This window comes from Collinsella sp. TF12-2AT (assembly GCF_003436735.1).
Taxonomy (GTDB): Bacteria; Actinomycetota; Coriobacteriia; order Coriobacteriales; family Coriobacteriaceae; genus Collinsella.
Genome location: NZ_QSQK01000004.1, coordinates 13191 through 29807, shown reverse-complemented (window position 1 = coordinate 29807; position 16617 = coordinate 13191). Strand labels below are relative to the sequence as shown.

Annotated in this window: 17 protein-coding genes and 1 tRNA gene; 9 read left to right on the top strand and 9 right to left on the bottom strand. The window is 62.1% G+C overall.

Features of this window, described 5'->3' with window-relative positions; genetic code table 11:
- Window positions 1-139: 139 nt before the first annotated feature.
- Window positions 140-886 (top strand): hypothetical protein, encoded by a 747-nt coding sequence (locus DXD24_RS03940; RefSeq protein WP_117646221.1) that lies wholly within the window; start codon window positions 140-142, stop codon window positions 884-886.
- A 27-nt stretch (window positions 887-913) separates the two neighbouring features.
- Here the strand turns inward: DXD24_RS03940 and DXD24_RS03935 are convergent, their stop codons facing one another.
- A complete protein-coding gene (locus DXD24_RS03935; RefSeq protein ID WP_117646220.1) occupies window positions 914-1675 on the bottom strand; it encodes a metallophosphoesterase in 762 nt (253 codons plus the stop codon).
- 356 nt (window positions 1676-2031) lie between these two features.
- On the opposite strand from DXD24_RS03935, the gene DXD24_RS03930 reads away from it, so the two are divergent.
- Genes DXD24_RS03930 through DXD24_RS03920 form a run of 3 tightly spaced genes read left to right on the top strand, consistent with a single transcriptional unit; the run spans window position 2032 to window position 4657 of the window.
- Window positions 2032-2574 (top strand): DUF4342 domain-containing protein, encoded by a 543-nt coding sequence (locus tag DXD24_RS03930; protein ID WP_117646219.1) that lies wholly within the window; start codon window positions 2032-2034, stop codon window positions 2572-2574.
- An 18-nt stretch (window positions 2575-2592) separates the two neighbouring features.
- The gene (locus tag DXD24_RS03925) at window positions 2593-3378 is read left to right on the top strand and encodes a response regulator transcription factor (RefSeq protein ID WP_117629962.1); all 786 of its coding nucleotides are present in this window, start codon (window positions 2593-2595) and stop codon (window positions 3376-3378) included.
- Entirely contained in the window at window positions 3362-4657 is a 1296-nt protein-coding gene (locus DXD24_RS03920) for a cell wall metabolism sensor histidine kinase WalK (RefSeq protein ID WP_117646218.1), read from the top strand. The genes DXD24_RS03925 and DXD24_RS03920 overlap by 17 nt, the downstream gene beginning before the upstream one ends.
- Before the next feature lie 295 nt (window positions 4658-4952).
- On the opposite strand, the gene DXD24_RS03915 is transcribed toward DXD24_RS03920, so the two are convergent.
- Both DXD24_RS03915 and DXD24_RS03910 read right to left on the bottom strand, forming a co-directional pair.
- Window positions 4953-5327 (bottom strand): VOC family protein, encoded by a 375-nt coding sequence (locus DXD24_RS03915; RefSeq protein WP_089573578.1) that lies wholly within the window; start codon window positions 5325-5327, stop codon window positions 4953-4955.
- Between the two features lie 11 nt (window positions 5328-5338).
- On the bottom strand, window positions 5339-5626 hold the full coding sequence (locus DXD24_RS03910) for a PTS sugar transporter subunit IIB (protein ID WP_055252380.1): 288 nt from the start codon (window positions 5624-5626) through the stop codon (window positions 5339-5341).
- 163 nt (window positions 5627-5789) lie between these two features.
- On the opposite strand from DXD24_RS03910, the gene DXD24_RS03905 reads away from it, so the two are divergent.
- Both DXD24_RS03905 and DXD24_RS03900 read left to right on the top strand, forming a co-directional pair.
- Window positions 5790-6413, top strand: a complete 624-nt coding sequence (locus DXD24_RS03905; protein ID WP_117646217.1) for a hypothetical protein — start codon at window positions 5790-5792, stop codon at window positions 6411-6413.
- A gap of 31 nt (window positions 6414-6444) precedes the next feature.
- A tRNA-Leu gene (locus DXD24_RS03900) sits at window positions 6445-6529 on the top strand.
- A gap of 299 nt (window positions 6530-6828) precedes the next feature.
- Here the strand turns inward: DXD24_RS03900 and DXD24_RS03895 are convergent.
- The 6 genes from DXD24_RS03895 to larC all read right to left on the bottom strand — a co-directional run bounded on the left by DXD24_RS03895 (window position 6829) and on the right by larC (window position 12238).
- On the bottom strand, window positions 6829-7830 hold the full coding sequence (locus DXD24_RS03895; RefSeq protein ID WP_117646216.1) for a hypothetical protein: 1002 nt from the start codon (window positions 7828-7830) through the stop codon (window positions 6829-6831).
- A 20-nt stretch (window positions 7831-7850) separates the two neighbouring features.
- Window positions 7851-8612, bottom strand: a complete 762-nt coding sequence (locus DXD24_RS10250) for a septum formation initiator family protein (protein WP_233502321.1) — start codon at window positions 8610-8612, stop codon at window positions 7851-7853.
- Between the two features lie 195 nt (window positions 8613-8807).
- The gene (eno, locus tag DXD24_RS03885) at window positions 8808-10097 is read right to left on the bottom strand and encodes a phosphopyruvate hydratase (protein WP_117646214.1); all 1290 of its coding nucleotides are present in this window, start codon (window positions 10095-10097) and stop codon (window positions 8808-8810) included.
- A 188-nt stretch (window positions 10098-10285) separates the two neighbouring features.
- On the bottom strand, window positions 10286-11146 hold the full coding sequence (gene mazG, locus DXD24_RS03880; RefSeq protein ID WP_117646213.1) for a nucleoside triphosphate pyrophosphohydrolase: 861 nt from the start codon (window positions 11144-11146) through the stop codon (window positions 10286-10288).
- Between the two features lie 2 nt (window positions 11147-11148).
- A complete protein-coding gene (yfcE, locus tag DXD24_RS03875; protein WP_117646212.1) occupies window positions 11149-11697 on the bottom strand; it encodes a phosphodiesterase in 549 nt (182 codons plus the stop codon).
- A 55-nt stretch (window positions 11698-11752) separates the two neighbouring features.
- The gene (larC, locus tag DXD24_RS03870) at window positions 11753-12238 is read right to left on the bottom strand and encodes a nickel insertion protein (RefSeq protein WP_233502320.1); all 486 of its coding nucleotides are present in this window, start codon (window positions 12236-12238) and stop codon (window positions 11753-11755) included.
- 384 nt (window positions 12239-12622) lie between these two features.
- Between larC and DXD24_RS10245 the strand changes: the two genes are divergently transcribed.
- The 3 genes from DXD24_RS10245 to DXD24_RS03860 are packed head-to-tail and all read left to right on the top strand — an operon-like array spanning window position 12623 to window position 16608.
- On the top strand, window positions 12623-13387 hold the full coding sequence (locus DXD24_RS10245) for an ABC transporter transmembrane domain-containing protein (protein ID WP_233502319.1): 765 nt from the start codon (window positions 12623-12625) through the stop codon (window positions 13385-13387).
- A complete protein-coding gene (locus DXD24_RS03865; protein WP_233502318.1) occupies window positions 13388-16189 on the top strand; it encodes an ATP-binding cassette domain-containing protein in 2802 nt (933 codons plus the stop codon).
- The gene (locus DXD24_RS03860) at window positions 16189-16608 is read left to right on the top strand and encodes a nitrous oxide-stimulated promoter family protein (RefSeq protein WP_089573587.1); all 420 of its coding nucleotides are present in this window, start codon (window positions 16189-16191) and stop codon (window positions 16606-16608) included. The genes DXD24_RS03865 and DXD24_RS03860 overlap by 1 nt, the downstream gene beginning before the upstream one ends.
- The last annotated feature ends 9 nt before the right edge of the window (window positions 16609-16617 follow it).

Here is a 16617-nt window from a genome sequence, read left to right as displayed (position 1 = left end):
TTAGACCTTGATTCTTTGCTGCTCCGAGGGCGCGCCGCTTCCTTCTCTGGAACCCTCACTAGCACTGGCACCCCTAGCCGCTACGACCGCAAGCGTGCCTATAATGAGACATGTTTCCTAATGAGAAAGGAATCCAGATATGGACGAAGCCGAATTTGCCAATTTGGACGATATCAGAGATTTTTTCGACCGCGTCGGCACTATTTGCAAAAACGCGTCTTCAACCGGAGAGTTTTATACCAATCCAATAGACGTCAAGGGCTTTATTGAACGGTGCAACAATCCTTGCAAAAATATTTCCGAAAACAGTCCTCATAGAGACCAGGCCTATATACTGGGCGAAACCGTACTTGAGCTAAATAAACTTAATGAAAACAAGCTTAAAGAAATAGAATCTGCCCTTAAAGAAGACAGATGGGATGAATGGTGCGAAGACAACAGCAAAAAGGTATCAGCAGACGATGCTGTTTTCTACCTTGTGCTTAAGTGCCGCACCGACGATCAGCGACATTACCACTTTTACTTTGACAAAGATGCGGTTGCTGAACTCGACGCCTTTGACCCCTTTACTGAAGACGAGAATGGTAAAAAAGTTTTAGATCAGCAGTGGCACGTACTCATCTCCCTGCTCGCCTACCTCGATGTCGCCCACGCCTTAGGCAACGAACAGCACGAATATCATTGCCTTTATCGGTATATTAAAAAATTGGACAAGATAGACTTGAATGCAGCAGAGCTGCAGTTTTACTGCGGTATCTCTATCAAACCCGAATACTGCGGTATCTCTATCAAACCCGAACTTCGCTTAAAGACAAAGGAAGGAAAGCTGGTCAAAAGATATCCTTCTGGAAGAATGAATGAATGGCTTAATAGATCATTGCGTTAATTGAAAGGCAAATAATCGCCCGCCAACCTACTCCAGCCCTTGCCCGCCGTACTTCTCTGTCTCCGAGTCGTAGTTCAGCACGGCGACCGCGCCGTTCTTCATGACGTTCCCGTCGATGTAGTAATGGCTGGCGCCGTCATGCCAGATACCGCGGTAGCCCGCAATGCCCGAGACAGCCTCGGTGTTGATATGCCCGGCGATAACATCTAGGTAGAACTTACGCCCCACGTAATCGGGCAGCGTCATAGTAAACGACTCGTCAGATGTGCCGAGCTTCCAGTACTCCCCGGCACCCTCGTCAATGCCGGCATGCACAAAGACCTGGCCGAAGGGACTCTCGTAAAAGTAAGGGAGCTTGCGAACCCACGCGATGACGTCCGCATGTTCGGCCTTCATGCGTTCAACCGTATAGGCGTAGGCCTCCTCGAACTTCCTGAGCCTCAAAAGGTGCCTAACGTGCTTGAATGCCTCGGCGTCTAAGAAGCTCTTGGCCGTTGCCAGATTGCTGTCGGCAAGTATCCATGCCTGCGTAAAATTAAGGTCGTTTACCTCGTCAATGTACTCGAGGAACATCTCCTCGTGGTTGCCGCGCAGCGCCACGACGCGATCGCCGTACCGCTTTTGCAGGTCCATGACGAGCTCGAAGACCCCGAGTGAATCGGGGCCTCGGTCGCAATAGTCGCCAAGCAAAACCAGCTTGGAGTCCTCGGCATCGAGGTCGATGGTGGAAAGCGATGCCTTAAAGGCGTCCAAGCACCCGTGAATGTCACTCATAGCGTAGATATGCACGTATGACCCCCTGTTTGCGCCGGGACCCCACTCGTTTGTGCCATGCGGCACGGCGGCCCCTCTGATTTCGCGGGCGCCAGGCAGCTTTGCCCTGTCACGCCCATCAATATAGTTAAAAGTATATCTCGCCGTGCGGACACAAATTTATCCTTGGGCTCAAGCCGCTCGTCTGCGCTTGGCCTCCGCCCCACCCAAAAACTCATCCAACATTAATCTTGGCTCAAGAATCGCTTAATCTATAACCTGCACTATAGAGTTCGACCAAGGGCGGGGCGGCGCAACGCAGACCGCCGAACGCAACGCTCGCGCCCGAGCAAATTGCCCGGCGTCGCGCCCATCGAACGAAAGGACGGGTCATGGACGACCTCGAAAAAGTTGAAACCATCCGCACCAAGTGCAGCGTGAGCTACACCGATGCCAAGGCCGCGCTCGACGCTGCCGACGGCAACGTTTTGGATGCCATCATTTGGCTCGAGTCGCAGGCCAAGACCCAGACCACGTCGGCGCATGCCGCCACCGAGTCCGCGCCAGTCGATGAGCCCTCTGCCGAGATGGTCGCCGCGCAGGCAGCCTACGAAAAGTCGAGCGAAAAGACCGACTTCTCCAAGAAGATGGACAGCGTGTGGGAGTACCTCAAAAAGCTCTTCCGCCTGAGCCTGGACACCAAGTTTATCGCCACGCGCCGCGATGCAATCATCCTCAACATCCCCATCCTGATCCCCATCGTCGCGCTGTTTGCCTGGGGCGCTACGATTTGGCTGATGCTGATTGGCCTGTTCTTTGGCATGCGCTACCGCATCGACAGCGACGGCGACGTGCCCGGCAGCATCAACAACCTTATGGATAGCGCTGCTAACGCCGCGGACGACATCAAGCAAAATCTCAACGACGACAAGTAATCGCAGACGGGGGCACGCATGGCACGGATCCTGATCGTAGAGGACGAGGAGAAAATCGCCCGCTTTGTGACGCTCGAGCTGGAGCACGAGGGCTACCAGGTGGAACACGCCGCCGATGGCCGCACCGCCGTGGACCTGGCGCTGGAGCGCGACTACGATCTAATTCTGCTCGACGTGCTGTTGCCGCAGCTCAACGGCATGGAGGTCTTGCGGCGTGTCCGCAAGCACAAGGATGTGCCGGTGATTATGGTCACCGCGCGCGATGCCGTGATGGACAAAGTGGCCGGGCTCGATGCCGGCGCCGACGATTACCTGACCAAGCCATTTGCGATTGAGGAGCTGTTCGCACGGATCCGCGTGGCACTGAAGCGCTCGGAAGCCGTGCGAGCGGCTTCGGGCGTTGGCGGCGCCAGCGCCGGGGCTGGCGTAGCGAGCGGCACGGCCGCCGGTATCGCCACAATGTCCCCGGCAACCGACACGGCCCAGACCGCTGCCGCGCCCTCCCCCGCCGCGCTCACCGTGGGTTCGGTCGCGCTCGATCCCGACCGCCGCGAAGTCACGGTCGGCGGCTCGCCCATCGCGCTCACGGCCCGCGAGTTCGACGTCCTCGCCCTGCTTATGACGCATGCCGAAACCGTGCTCACGCGCGAGCGCATCGCGCACGAGGCGCTGGGCTACGAATACGTGGGCGACACCAACAACGTCGACGTGCACATCGCGCACCTGCGCGCCAAGATCGAAGACGCCGGCGGTGCCCGCATCATCCAAACCGTGCGCGGGGTGGGCTATGTCTGCCGTGCGTAACGCCGAGGTCAAGCGCGTCACCTCCATCGCCCGCGCCATCAACTGGAGCTATATGTGGCGCCGCTTGATGAGCCACATCTGGCTCGATCTGTTACTGTTGGTTATTGCGGCGGCGATCCTCGTCTATGGATACAACCAGACGCTGCCCAACGGCGCGTTTACCGCAGGATGGATCCCCAGCGCCACCGTTCGCGGCATGTCGCTGACGCCCGCGCACGGCTGGGACACCGCCACGCTCACCTATACCGTCGAGCTTGCGCGCACCACCAAGACCTTCCCCCTCGCGCAGGACCTCATCGCGCTGTGGCCCCTCTATCTTGTCGTTGCAGGTGGGCAGGTCATCAGCGTGCTCAACATGCTCGGCGGCGCCCGCCGCGTGCGCCGCACCATGGCGCCGCTCAACGATCTGGCCCTGCGCGTGGACGAACTCGGCCGCATGCAGCTCTCCGGCGGCAAGATGGAAACACTGGAGCAGGCCATCGAGCGCGCAAGCGTCGACTCGCCGAGCGTCACTACCGGCGACGCCGACCTGGCAAGCATCGAGGTTGCACTCAACCGCCTACTGCGCCAGATGCAAGAGGCCAAGCTGCAGCAGATGCGCTTTGTCAACGATGCGAGCCACGAGCTGCGCACGCCCATCGCGGTGATTCAGGGCTACGTGAACATGCTCGACCGCTGGGGCAAAGACGACCCGGACGTGCTGGCAGAGTCCATTGCCTCGCTCAAGGCCGAAAGCGAGCATATGCAGGAGCTCGTGGAGCAGCTGCTGTTTTTGGCACGCGGCGATGCCGGGCGCACGGTCCTGCGGCGTGCGAATACCAACCTGGCCGCACTGGTCGGCGAGGTATGCGAGGAATCGCAGATGATCGATGCCGCGCACACATATCGACTGGCGTACGATGCCGCACTTACCAGCGACCCGCGCTGCGACGCGCCCGTTGACGTGGCGCTCGTGAAGCAGGCTCTGCGCGTGATCGTGCAGAACGCCGCCAAGTATTCGGACGCGGGCACATCCATCTCGTTTGGCGTGACGCCGGATGCGGGCGCGGGCACGATCGACATAAGTGTTGAGGACGAGGGTATCGGCATGAACCAGGAATCCGCAGCTCACGCGTTTGAACGGTTCTATCGCGCCGACAACGCACGCGATGCCGGCGCGCAGGGCTCGGGTCTGGGGCTCGCCATTGCCAAGTGGATCGTCGACAGCCATGGCGGTGTCATCGGCGTGACCTCAGTCGAGGGCGTCGGCAGCCGCTTTACGATTCGCCTGCCGCGGTAGGGGCGTCTCTCACGAATCGAAGGTAAATGCTTTTCCGCGAAGTGAACGACCTATTTTGGACCCCCGAAGCATCCACACTTTTTGACGCCAAAACCGCAGGAAAAACCTTACGAAACCGCAGGAAACGGTGCCTCCAAAGTGTCGATGCTCCAGGGGTCCGATTTCACTCGTTCACTTCGCGGAAAAGCATTCACCTTCGTTTTACGGCAGCCCGTCAGTCACCCTCTCGGCATTAAAAATGGGGTAAGGCCACGTGGCCTTACCCCATTTTTCGTTAGCTATAGCAGCCTGTGCGCTACTCGCGGCACAGGTGCACGGCGAAGCCGGCGAACTCGCGCTTAAAGTACACGAGCTTGGTGCCGCCGTCGGGCAGCAGCACGCGCGACTCCTCGTTGACCTCGAGCCCGCGCTCGGCAAACCACTTCTCGGCCGCATCGATGTCGTTGACGGCAAAGCCGATGTGGCCCTTGGTGCCACGACCGTTCTGCTTCATGACCTCGATCAGCGAATCGTTAAAGTACGAAACCGGGGTCTCGATAACGGGCAGGCCCATCATCGTCGAGAACAGCTCCGCGATCTCCAGGGCATCTGCCGGGTCGGTGGCGTTAATGCCCACATGGGCAACGCGCATGCCAAAGAGCTCGACCGGATTGGCGTTCTGCTCACTCATACAGTCAGCGCCTACTGAGCCATGACGTCGAGGACGGCCTTCTCGGCAGCGACGCGGTTCATGCCGGTCATGAAGGGCACGCCGCTCACGTACGGGCAGGTGAGGCCCTCGGGGGCAACGGTGGTGGCGATCAGCAGGTCGGCGCCCTCGTCGCAAGCGTCCTTGGCCTCAGAGATGGCGCACTGCACGATCTCATACTTGCCGGCATAACCGTTGGCGTCGAGCATGGTAGCGACCTTCTGGGCAACGAGCGTGGAAGTAGCAGCGCCAGCACCGCAAGCCAAAACGATCTTCTTCATAGGTAATGTCTCCCTTCATGGTTTACTTTAGGTAAGTGTACCGCAGCGAGCGATGGCACTCAGCCTCGATGAGCTTTTATGCCAGTTTGCTTGTGCGCTGCGTATAATACATCTAGTACGTGTTGTCATACCGCTCGCTTTATGAGCGACTAAGGATCCTAACATGCCCGATTCCCGCACACTCTGGACCGCCGTCGTTATCATCTGTATCGCCGTGTCGGTGTTCTTTAGCGTCAAAAAACGCACTACGTTTAAACGCCTGCAACAGTTGATGGCCGCCAAACAGTGGGACGAGTTCGATCGTTTGCTCGACGGCAAACTCACCAGCATGCTGTACCCGCGCTACAACCGCGACTACCTGCGTCTGAACTCCTATCTGCTGCGCGAGGACCACGAGCGCGCCGGCGAGATGTTCGACCTGCTGCTGGGACTCAACCTGCCCAAGATGCAGCGCGTCGACCTGGTGATCAAGGCCTTTAACTACTACGTTGGCCAGGAGGACCGCAAAAAGTCCAAGGAGCTGCTGCACGAAATCAAGGGCTTTGAGGGCGGTCAGGCCGAGGCGGTCGCGCACGAGTGCCAGCTGATGTACGACACGATGATCCTCAAGCGTCACAACGACATTCCCGAGCTGGAGCGCATGCTCGAGGATGTCGGCGACGACCCGGTCAAGCGCTGCCGCTTGGAGTACCTGCTGGCCCTGCAGTACCAGAACAAGGGCGACGAAGCCAAGTTTGCCGAGTACTTGGAAAAGTCAGGCCAGCACTCGATGGCCGTCAACGCGTAACGGACGGCTTGTGCTAGACTTCTAGTCTCACGGGGGCGTGGCGGAATTGGCATACGCAGGAGACTTAAAATCTCTCGCCGCAAGGATTGTGGGTTCGAGTCCCACCGCCCCTACCATATGGCTTTTACGGGCCCGTGTCCCTTTGAGATGCGGGCTCGTTTCTTTTGGACGCCGGTGGGGCTCGAACCCGCGAGGGGGCGAGCGTCAAGCGGACGCGCAGCGTCCGTAGCGAGCCGGCGAGGGCGCCGACAGGCGGCCGAAGCCGGTGCGCATTTGCGCAGCAAATGCGCAGACGTCCCACCGCCCCTACCACGTATTGTCTACGAGCCCGTGTCCCCAAGGGATGCGGGCTCGTTTCTTTTAGGTGCCGTCAACTGCAGAGCAGCTCATTTGGGACAGAGCTTTTTGACTACTTTTAAAGGGTGCTCAGGCTCGGGGTCCAGGCGATGGTGGGGGTCGCGCCGTCGAGAACCTCGTTGATGGTGGCGGCCATGCCGGCGAGGAGGCTGTTCTCGCTTACGGTGAGCATGTCGTAGCCGCCGGCTCGCATAAGCTCGCGAATCACCACGGCACCAGCCAAGATCACGCCCGCGCGCTTGGGCTGTACGCCCGGCAACGCGGCAATGCCCGCAACATCCAGCGCGGACATACGCTCGATGGCAGCCGAAACCTGCTCCATCGAAAGCTCGCGCAGGTGCACAAAGCTCGAATCATACGGCTCCAGCTCGTGAACGAGTGCCACGAGCGTGGTGACGGTGCCGCCCACCGCAACGAGGCGTTCGGCGCGCTCAAAGTCGCTGGGCAGGCCTTCAAAATAGGCGGCAAACTGCTCGCCTGCCCACGCGGCAGCGGCAGCAAGCTCGCCATCCGCAGGCGGCAACGCGGAGAAAAAGCGCTCCGTCACGCGGCGACAACCGATGTCCAGCGAGCGCGTTCCCTCCAGCGCAAAGACGCCGCGCTCCGGCGCGTACACGCCAGTCGCGAGCTCCGTGGATCCGCCGCCCGAATCGGCAACAATGATGCGCTCGCCGGCAAAGTCGTGCGCCACGCCGAAAAACGTCAGGCGCGCCTCGACCTCACCCGGAATCACCTGTGGCTCAAGCCCCAGATCGCGCAGGCCGTCCAGCAGCAGCGCGGCATTGGACGCATCGCGCGCGGCACTCGTGCAGGTGGTGCAGACGCACACGGCCCCAAAGGCACGGGCCTCGTCCACAAACATGTGACACGCAGCGAGCACACGCTCGACAGCCGCCTCGCAAAAGCGCCCCGTCGCGTCCACGCCCTCGCCCAGGTCGGTAATCTCGGTATGCTTGGACGATTCCACAATCGCCCCGCCCTCGACCTGGGCCAACACCAGTCGCGACGACACCGTTCCCAGGTCGATCGCGGCCACCTTATAGCGTTTGCAATTTGTCATTGCGGGCTCCCCTCCGGGCGCTATTTGCCGTTGGACACGACCGTTTGACCCTCGACGCCGTTAAACCCAAACAGCATGTCGAGCGCCTGGATGTACCACGGCGCGTCCTTGCCGACTTCTTCGATTTCCTTGGCCACTTCGCTGGCCTTCTTGGCGTTTGAGGACTTTTTGCTCGACGACGAGTCCGAATCGTCGTCCAAGCCTAGCACGTCAATCTTCTTCTCGCCGGGCATCACCAGGCCCAGGTCCTCGGACGCCGCGTCCTTGATACCCTCCTCCGAGAGCAACTTTTCGACGCTTTTTTGCAGCTCGTCGTTATATTGCTCGCGAATCTCAACCTGCTTGACCAAGATGTCGCTCGAGCGTTTTGCCACGTACAGGTCGCGCACGGGGAAATACAGGCTCACGAGCGCCAGCGCCACCACGATACCGATAAACAGCGGGCGCAGAGATCCATGCGTAAAGTCATAGATCGCCTTGACCACCGCATTGTCGTTGGCGTAGCGCATAAAGTCCGAGCCCGAAAGACGGCTCGAAGGTCTGCTCGATTTGTCGTGCGTCTGGGCCGACGGACGCGACGAATGCGACGAACGTGTCGGACGTACTGGTCCATCTGTCGAAGTATTCACTTGAGCATTGGGGCGCGAGGTACTTGTCGGGCGCTGCGTGGAGCGGTCGGCGCCGGCGTAGGCGGACCCACCGAGCTGCACCGTGCGCGCAGGGCGAGGCGACGGCTCGCGCGAACCGGCGGAATAGTACCTGTTGTCGTAAATCTGATCCATGTGCGCCTTGTGCGGTTGAGGTTTGTTTGCGCTAAGTCCTTTAGTTATAGCACGAGCATGCGCACCGCCTTCGCCAGCCTTTGCTCGACATAAAAAAGGCGCTGAGCCATACGGCCCAGCGCCCGATAGCGCTCTGTAGCATCTAACTGAAGCGGGGCAAAGCCGAGTCTGTCCCTCCCCGCCAAGCTCGTCTGTTTATCGAATGTTGTAGAACGCGGCCTTGCCGGCGTAGTGCGCGCTGCCCTCAAGCTCGTCCTCGATGCGGATGAGCTGGTTGTACTTGGCGATACGGTCGCTGCGGCACGGGGCGCCCGACTTGATCTGGCCGGCGTTGACGCCCACGACCAGGTCGGCGATCGTGGAGTCCTCGGTCTCGCCGGAGCGGTGGCTCACGATGCAGGCGTAACCGGCCTCCTTGGCGGTCTCGATGGCCTCGAGCGACTCGGTGAGCGTACCGATCTGGTTGACCTTGACCAGGATCGCGTTGGCGGCGCCCAGCTCAATGCCCTTCTTAAGGCGCTCGGTGTTGGTGACGAACAGGTCGTCGCCCACCAGCTGCACCTTGTTGCCAATGCGACGGGTGAGCTCAACCCAGCCGTCCCAGTCCTCCTCGGCCATGCCGTCCTCGATGGAGATGATGGGATAGGTGTCGACGAGCTTTTCCCAGTAATCAACCATCTGGGCGCTCGTGTACTCCACGCCCTCGCCCTTGAGCTCGTACATGCCGGTCTCGGCGTTGTAGAACTCGGTCGAGGCCGGGTCCATGGCGTACATGAAGTCGACGCCGGGCTTAAAGCCGGCCTTCTCCACGGCCTTGGTGATGTACTCGAACGGCTCGGCATTGGTCTTGAGGTTGGGCGCAAAGCCGCCCTCGTCGCCCACGCCGCCGCCCAGGCCGGCCTCGTGCAGCACGCCCTTGAGGGTGTGGTAGACCTCGGCGCACCAACGCAGGCCCTCGGCAAAGCTCGGGGCGCCCACCGGCATGATCATGAACTCCTGGAAGTCAACGTTATTGTCGGCATGGACGCCACCGTTGAGGATATTCATCATAGGCGTGGGCAGCAGGTGGGCGTTGACGCCGCCCAGGTACTGGTACAGCGACAGGCCCGCCGACTCGGCAGCGGCGCGGGCGACGGCCAGCGACACGCCCAGGATGGCGTTGGCACCGAGCTTGGTCTTGTTGGGGGTACCGTCCGCGGCAATCAGCGCGGCATCGACGGCGCGCTGGTCGAAGGCGTCGAGGCCCACGACGGCGTTAGCGCACTCGTTATTGACGTGCTCGACGGCCTGCGAAACGCCCTTGCCCAGATAGCGGCCCTTGTCGCCGTCGCGCAGCTCACATGCCTCAAAGGCGCCGGTCGAAGCACCCGAAGGCACCATTGCGCGGCCAAAGCTGCCGTCCTCGAGCACGACCTCGACCTCGACGGTGGGATTGCCGCGGCTGTCGAGCACCTCGCGACCGTAGACGTCCAAAATATCGCTCATGTTGTCTCCCTCTCACTTGGAAACGGGTTGAATGCTTGGCGACACGGCTTGCACGCTACAGCGGCGCGCAGGTTCATAAGTTAGCCTTATCGCACTTTTTGCATTATGCCCTAAGTTAGCCAAGGGATACAATCTTTTTAAAAATAATAGGGGCGATGGGACAAGTCCGTCCCGTCGCCCCCGCAGTCTTACTCCTCTGCCTTTGCGGCATCCCAGAGGTCATTGAGGCCGTGGGTCGAAAGCTCGGCCAGATCCACGTGGGCGTCGGCCGCCATCTGCTCCATCGCGGCCCAGCGGCGGCGGAACTTTGCCGTACTGGCACGCAGGGCGCTCTCGGCGTCAATTCCCTCCTTGCGCGCAACGTTGACCAGGGCAAAGAGCAGGTCGCCAAACTCCATCTCGCGCTCGGGAGAACCGGGAGCCTCGGCCTCAAACTCGGCACGCTCCTCGGCAACCTCGTCCCACACGTCCTGGACCGTCTCCCACTCAAAGCCCACGGCAGCCGCCTTGCGCGACACCTTCTGAGCCTGCATCAGCGCCGGCAGGTGCGTGGGCACACCGTCGAGCAGACCCTCGGGTGCGGCCCCGACTGCCGCCACGGCCTGGTCTTTGGCGGCCTTCTCGGCAAGCTTGACCTCGTCCCAAATCTTGAGCACCTCGTCGGAGTTGTCGGCATCCGCATCGCCAAACACGTGCGGGTGACGACGGATGAGCTTGGCGTCGATATCGCGCGCCACATCGGCCAGCGAAAACTCGCCGGCATCCGCCGCAATCTGCGCATGCAGTACGACCTGCATGAGCACGTCGCCCAATTCCTCGCGCAGGTGTGCCGCGTCGTCGGCCTCGATGCAGTCGAGCGCCTCGTAGGCTTCCTCGATCATGTTCTTGCCAATGCTGCGGTGCGTCTGCTCGCGGTCCCACGGGCAGCCGTCGGGCTGACGCAGGCGCCAGATGGTCTGCACCAGATGCTGCAGCTCGGCCGACGCGTCTACCAGCGTGGACAGGTCGCGCGAGCCCTCGGCATTTTGCTGAGCCAGCTGCTCTGCCATGGTTATTCCTCCTCCAGGATCACGTGACGGAACGCGCCGTCCTCGTAGATGCCATAGCTGTGCGTACCGTCCTTGGGAATGCTCACGCTGCCGGGGTTGAAGAGCCACAGGCCCGGGTGCGCCTCGCTTGCCTCGTTAACCTTGATGTGCGTGTGGCCGTAGACGAGCGCGGAGCCCTCGGGCAGCGCGGGCGCGTGATCAACGCTGTTATGCATGCCAGCGCCAAAGACGTGGCCATGCGTCAGGAACAGCTCGCGGCCGGTCTCGTCGAACAGCGTGGCGTAGTCGGCCATGACGGGGAAGTCGAGGACCATCTGGTCGACCTCGGCGTCGCAGTTGCCGCGCACCGCGATGATGCGGTCGGCCAGGGCGTTGAGCAGCGGAATCACACGCTTGGGGGCATAGTCGCGCGGCAGGTCGTTGCGCGGGCCGTGGTAGAGCAGGTCGCCCAGCAGAACGATGCGGTCGGGCTGCTCGGATTCGATAGCGGCGACCAGGCGCTCGGTCCAGTATGCCGAGCCGTGGATGTCGGAGGCGATGAGGTATTTCATGGGTGGTCCTTTCGGTGGGGTTAATTGGATTGGCGCGGCACGTCACTCGCCCGCATCACTCAAATCGCAGCGCCGCGCTCTGAGCCGCCTGCATCACGCGCTGGAGCGGCGCGTTGTGCTCGCGGGCAAGACGGGCACAATCCTCGTACTCGGGTGCCGCGCGCTCGCTGCCGTCGGGCAGGGTGGCTACTTTGACGGCCACCTCGCCCCAAGGCGTCGCTACCTGCTCAAAACGACGCGGCAGGCAGACGCGTTCCATCACCTGGCGACGGATGCCGTTCGTGGTGGTTTCCAAAAAGATAATCGTCTGCAGACGGTCAATGTCCTCGCGGGCGCAGATTACCTGCAGCTGCCAACCGGGGCGGCCTTTTTTGCAGTAGAGAGGCAACCAGTGCACCTCGCGGGCGCCCGCCTCGCGCAGGCGGTCCGCGGCATAGGCGAGCACCTCGGGCGACGCATCGTCGATGTCGCACTCCAGCTTGACGATAGTTTCGGGTGCATCGGTCTCGCGGGACAGCGGAGATGTACTTCCACGTTGCATACGGTCCGGATCCTTTCCGCACGGGCTCGTTTTATTCACCCAAACGCTAGCACATCGGACGTGGCACAGGCGTGACTTTCGTCCGTCGCCGCCCTCGCCCCTATCCAAACATGTACGCCAGCCTCCAAACATGTCATTTTTTGCAGCTTTTGGAGGCTGATGTACATGTTTTGGAGCGGGGCCGCGCACGATCAGAATTGCGCTCGCACTCCGTCCACCACAAAGTTCACTACACTCAACAATTTTGAACTTTCTACGCAGTTCATCGGCCAAAAAATTACCCTCGGCATACTTACAGGCTGCACGATGCTACTCTAGTTGCATTTGGCTAACTAAGCGGCTGCCGAGGACCCCGACCGGCACCGTTACGGCATAGGAGGTTTCATGTTCGAGAAGCGGCTCTTCTCCCTGGTTCCGCAGGCAACGCCCTACATTATGGCAAGCGTCCTGTTTAAGTGGATCGCGCTCATGGCAAACATCACGGTGATGTGGGTGCTTGCGCGCATCTTGGGCGGCATCGTCACGGACGGCCTTTCCGCCGCGCTCGCCGTCGATGCCCTCGCACAGGCGGCCTCGCCGCTCGCCGCCGCCATCATCGCGCGCGCCGCCTCCATCTACCTGGCCCAACGCGCCGGCGACAGGGCCGCGTTCGAGGCCGTCCGCCGCGTGCGCTCGCTCGTCTACGACAAGCTCACCGCACTCGGCCCCTCCTACACCGAGACCGTCCCCACCGCCGAGGCCGTCCAGACCAGCGTCGAGGGCGCCACGCAACTCCAGGTGTACTTTGGCGGCTACCTGCCGCAGCTCTTCTTTGCCGGCTTGGCACCCATCACGCTGTTTGTACTGCTCGTGGGCCAGGCGGGTCTTCCTGCCGCGCTGCTGCTCGCCTGCGTTCCGGTCATCCCCGTCTCCATCATGATGGTCATGCGCAACGCCAAAAAGATCGGTGCCGAGTACTGGGGCAGCTATGTCGATCTGGGCGGCATGTTCCTGGAGGCCGTGCAGGGTCTCACCACCCTTAAGGTCTACCAGGCCGATCGCAGCTGGCACGAGCGCATCAACGCCGAGTCCGAGCGTTTCCGCACAGCGACCATGCGCCTGCTGGTGATGCAGCTGCGCTCCATTTGCGTTATGGACCTGGTCGTCTAAATGGGCGCCGCGCTCGGCATTATCGTAGCCGCGCTGCAGCTCGCCACGGGCAAGATTGGCTTTGAGGCGGCCTTCCTCATCGTCTTTCTGTCGCAGGAGTTCTTTTTGCCCATGCGCCGCCTGGGATCGCTGTTCCACACGGCCATGAACGGCATGGCCGCCTCGCGCCGCATGTTTGGCATTTTGGATACGCCCGAGCCCGAGCGCGGCGATGTTGAGCTTGACGGTCGCGGCGATATCGAGCTCGCGGGCGTGAGCTATGCATACGGCAACCGCACGGTGCTGGACAGCGCCAGCGCGACCATTGCGCACGGCTCGCTCGTGGCACTCGTGGGCGAAAGCGGCGGCGGCAAGTCCACGCTCGCGGGGATTATCGCGGGCCGCAAGGGTGCCTACCGTGGCAGCGTTCGCATTGGCGGCGTCGAGCTGCGCGATGCCACGGCCGCCTCACTCATGCGCGCCGTCACGCTGGTGCCCACCAACGGCTACCTGTTTGCCGGCACCCTGCGCGACAACCTGCTGCTCGCCCAGCCCAACGCCACCGACGCCGAGCTTTTGCGCGCGCTCGGCCGCACGCGCGTGGCGGCCTTTGTGCAGGCCAACGGCGGGCTCGACATGGTGATTAACGAGGGCGGCACCAACCTTTCGGGTGGCCAGCGCCAGCGCGTGTGCATGGCACGCGCCCTGCTGCACGACTCGCCGATCTATGTGTTTGACGAGGCTACGAGCAATGTGGACGCTGCGAGCGAAGCCGCGATCGGCGAGGTCATCGCATCGCTTGCCGGCGAGCACACTGTAATTGTGGTGGCACACCGCCTGTCGACGATCGTGGACGCCGACCAGATTCTGGTGCTGGAACGCGGTCGCATTGCCGAGCGCGGGACTCACGGCGAGCTCTTGGCAACCGCGGGCGCCTATGCGCGCATGTGGAACAGCCAGGAGCAGCTCTCGGCATATGCGTATGCGGAGGGTGATGCCGAGGATGCCGGCGCGGTTGAGGCTGTTGACGGCAGCACCGCCCGTACCGATGGCCTCAACGGTGCCGGCTCGTCTTCCGCTGCCGCGGTGCCTGACTCCGGCCGCGCCCGTCGCTCGGCGCCGTCCATCATGTGGCGCATGATGGGGCTCGTCCGACCGCTTGCCGGCTGGCTTGTGCTAGCCGTCGCGCTGGGCAGCATTGGCATGCTCACCGCCGCGTTCGTGCCGGCCTTTGGCGCCCTTGGCCTTATGGCCGCGCTGGGCCGCAACGCCTTGGGGCTTGGTCTTATCGTCACATGCGCGGCCTGTGCCGCCTGCGGCATCGCGCGCGGGCCGCTCCACTACGGCGAGCAGCTCTGCAACCATTACATCGCATTCCGTCTGCTCGCACACATTCGCGACCTGGTGTTTGGCGCCCTGCGCCAGCTCGCCCCCGCCAAGCTCGAGGGCCGCGGCAAGGGCGAGCTCGTGAGCCTGGTCACCTCGGATATCGAGCTGCTCGAGGTCTTCTACGCGCACACCATCTCGCCCATTGCCATAGCTCTGGTCTGCACCGTTGTGTTTGAGGGCTTTTTGCTGGCTGTGAGCCCCGAGCTCGCGGGCATCGCGCTCGTGGCCTACGCGGTCCTGGGCGTGCTGCTGCCCCTGACCTCGGCCAAGGCATGCGGCACCACCGGCCGCCAGAGCCGCGAGGGCGCCGGTAAGCTGGGCGCCTTTGTACTCGACAGTCTGCGCGGCGCGGGCGAGACCATCCAGTTTGCCGGTGGCACCGATCGCAGCCGTGCCCTGGGCAAGCTGACCGAGCAAGTCGGCGCCGTGGACGCGCGCCTCAAGCGCCGCCAGGCGGTCAGCGAGGCCGTAGCCGATGCGCTTATTCTTGTGGCTAATCTGGTGATGCTCGGGCGTGCGCTGCAGCTGGTGGCTGCGGGAACGATTGACTTTGCCGCAGCGTTTGTCGCCGTCTTTACCTTTGTGTCGTCGTTTGGCTCGGTGATGGCCGTGAGCCGCCTGGGCGCCTCACTGCAGGAGACGCTCGCCTCGGGCGCACGCGTGCTCGATTTGCTCGACGAGCAGCCCCAGTGCGCCGAGGTCGCCGATGGACAGAACGTTGAGTTTGCCGGCGCCGCAGCCGAGCATGTGAGCTTTAGCTATGTGGGCGGCGTGGACGCGGGCGGTGCGGGCGCCACAGAGCAGGTCGCGAACGACACCGCTGCGAGTCTCATCCTCGACGACGTGACCTGCACCTTTGCGCCCGGTACCATGACCTGCATCATGGGGCGCTCGGGTTCGGGCAAGTCGACGCTGCTTAAGCTGCTCATGCGCTTTTGGGACCCCGCAGCCGGCACCATCACGGTGAGCGGCGTCGATGCCCGCCACATCAACACGGCGAGCCTGCGCAGCCACGAGGCCTATATGACCCAGGACACGCATCTGTTCTGCGGCACCGTACGCGAGAACCTGCTGGTCGCGCACGCCAACGCCACCGATGCCGAGCTGCTCGACGCTTGCCGCTCCGCCTCACTCACCACGCTCATCGACCGTCTGCCGCAGGGACTCGACACGCCCGTTGCCGAGCTGGGCGACTCGCTTTCGGGCGGCGAGCGCCAGCGCATCGGCCTTGCGCGCATCTTCCTCAACGACGCACCCTTCATCTTGCTCGACGAACCCACCAGCGCGCTCGATGCTCTCAACGAGGCGTCCGTGATGCAGGCAATCGACGAGCTCAAGCGCCGCGGCAAGACCATTGTGCTCGTGAGCCACCGTGCCAGCACCTGCGCGTTTGCCGATTTCTCGCTTTCGGTCGAGCACGGGAGGCTGAGCTAATGGCGCGCCCAGTCGACACACCGGAGCTAGCACGCAAACGTGAGCGTGAGGCCCAAATGGTGTCGCAGATGATTGCGCTGTGGTGTCGTGGGCATCATGGCGGCGGGCATGTGGTCGAACAGGCTGGCGGCGATGAGTCCGTGCGCGTGAAACTCGGCCTTCGAACCATTACGCTCTGCCCCGAATGCGCCGAGCTGCAGAAATACGCCATCGCGCGCATTGAGCACTGCCCGCACATGGGCACCAAGACATTTTGCTCGGCATGTCCTTCGCATTGTTACCGGCCTGCCATGCGCGAGAAGATCCGCGAGGTTATGCGTTGGTCGGGACCGCGTATGATCCGCTATCGCCCCATCACCGCCGTGAGACACGCGATGGTAACAGTGCAGGCCAAACGCGCGGCGGCACGAAGCAAGTAGTCGCCGGCG

Bases quoted from the DNA above. Each gene is read 5' to 3' on its own strand.
- DXD24_RS03940 (WP_117646221.1), top strand. From the start codon at position 140: ATGGACGAAGCCGAATTTGCCAATTTGGACGATATCAGAGATTTTTTC.
- DXD24_RS03930 (WP_117646219.1), top strand. From the start codon at position 2,032: ATGGACGACCTCGAAAAAGTTGAAACCATCCGCACCAAGTGCAGCGTG.
- DXD24_RS03925 (WP_117629962.1), top strand. From the start codon at position 2,593: ATGGCACGGATCCTGATCGTAGAGGACGAGGAGAAAATCGCCCGCTTT.
- DXD24_RS03920 (WP_117646218.1), top strand. From the start codon at position 3,362: ATGTCTGCCGTGCGTAACGCCGAGGTCAAGCGCGTCACCTCCATCGCC.
- DXD24_RS03915 (WP_089573578.1), bottom strand. From the start codon at position 5,327: ATGAGTGAGCAGAACGCCAATCCGGTCGAGCTCTTTGGCATGCGCGTT.
- DXD24_RS03910 (WP_055252380.1), bottom strand. From the start codon at position 5,626: ATGAAGAAGATCGTTTTGGCTTGCGGTGCTGGCGCTGCTACTTCCACG.
- DXD24_RS03905 (WP_117646217.1), top strand. From the start codon at position 5,790: ATGCCCGATTCCCGCACACTCTGGACCGCCGTCGTTATCATCTGTATC.
- DXD24_RS03895 (WP_117646216.1), bottom strand. From the start codon at position 7,830: ATGACAAATTGCAAACGCTATAAGGTGGCCGCGATCGACCTGGGAACG.
- DXD24_RS10250 (WP_233502321.1), bottom strand. From the start codon at position 8,612: ATGGATCAGATTTACGACAACAGGTACTATTCCGCCGGTTCGCGCGAG.
- eno (WP_117646214.1), bottom strand. From the start codon at position 10,097: ATGAGCGATATTTTGGACGTCTACGGTCGCGAGGTGCTCGACAGCCGC.
- mazG (WP_117646213.1), bottom strand. From the start codon at position 11,146: ATGGCAGAGCAGCTGGCTCAGCAAAATGCCGAGGGCTCGCGCGACCTG.
- yfcE (WP_117646212.1), bottom strand. From the start codon at position 11,697: ATGAAATACCTCATCGCCTCCGACATCCACGGCTCGGCATACTGGACC.
- larC (WP_233502320.1), bottom strand. From the start codon at position 12,238: ATGCAACGTGGAAGTACATCTCCGCTGTCCCGCGAGACCGATGCACCC.
- DXD24_RS10245 (WP_233502319.1), top strand. From the start codon at position 12,623: ATGTTCGAGAAGCGGCTCTTCTCCCTGGTTCCGCAGGCAACGCCCTAC.
- DXD24_RS03865 (WP_233502318.1), top strand. From the start codon at position 13,388: ATGGGCGCCGCGCTCGGCATTATCGTAGCCGCGCTGCAGCTCGCCACG.
- DXD24_RS03860 (WP_089573587.1), top strand. From the start codon at position 16,189: ATGGCGCGCCCAGTCGACACACCGGAGCTAGCACGCAAACGTGAGCGT.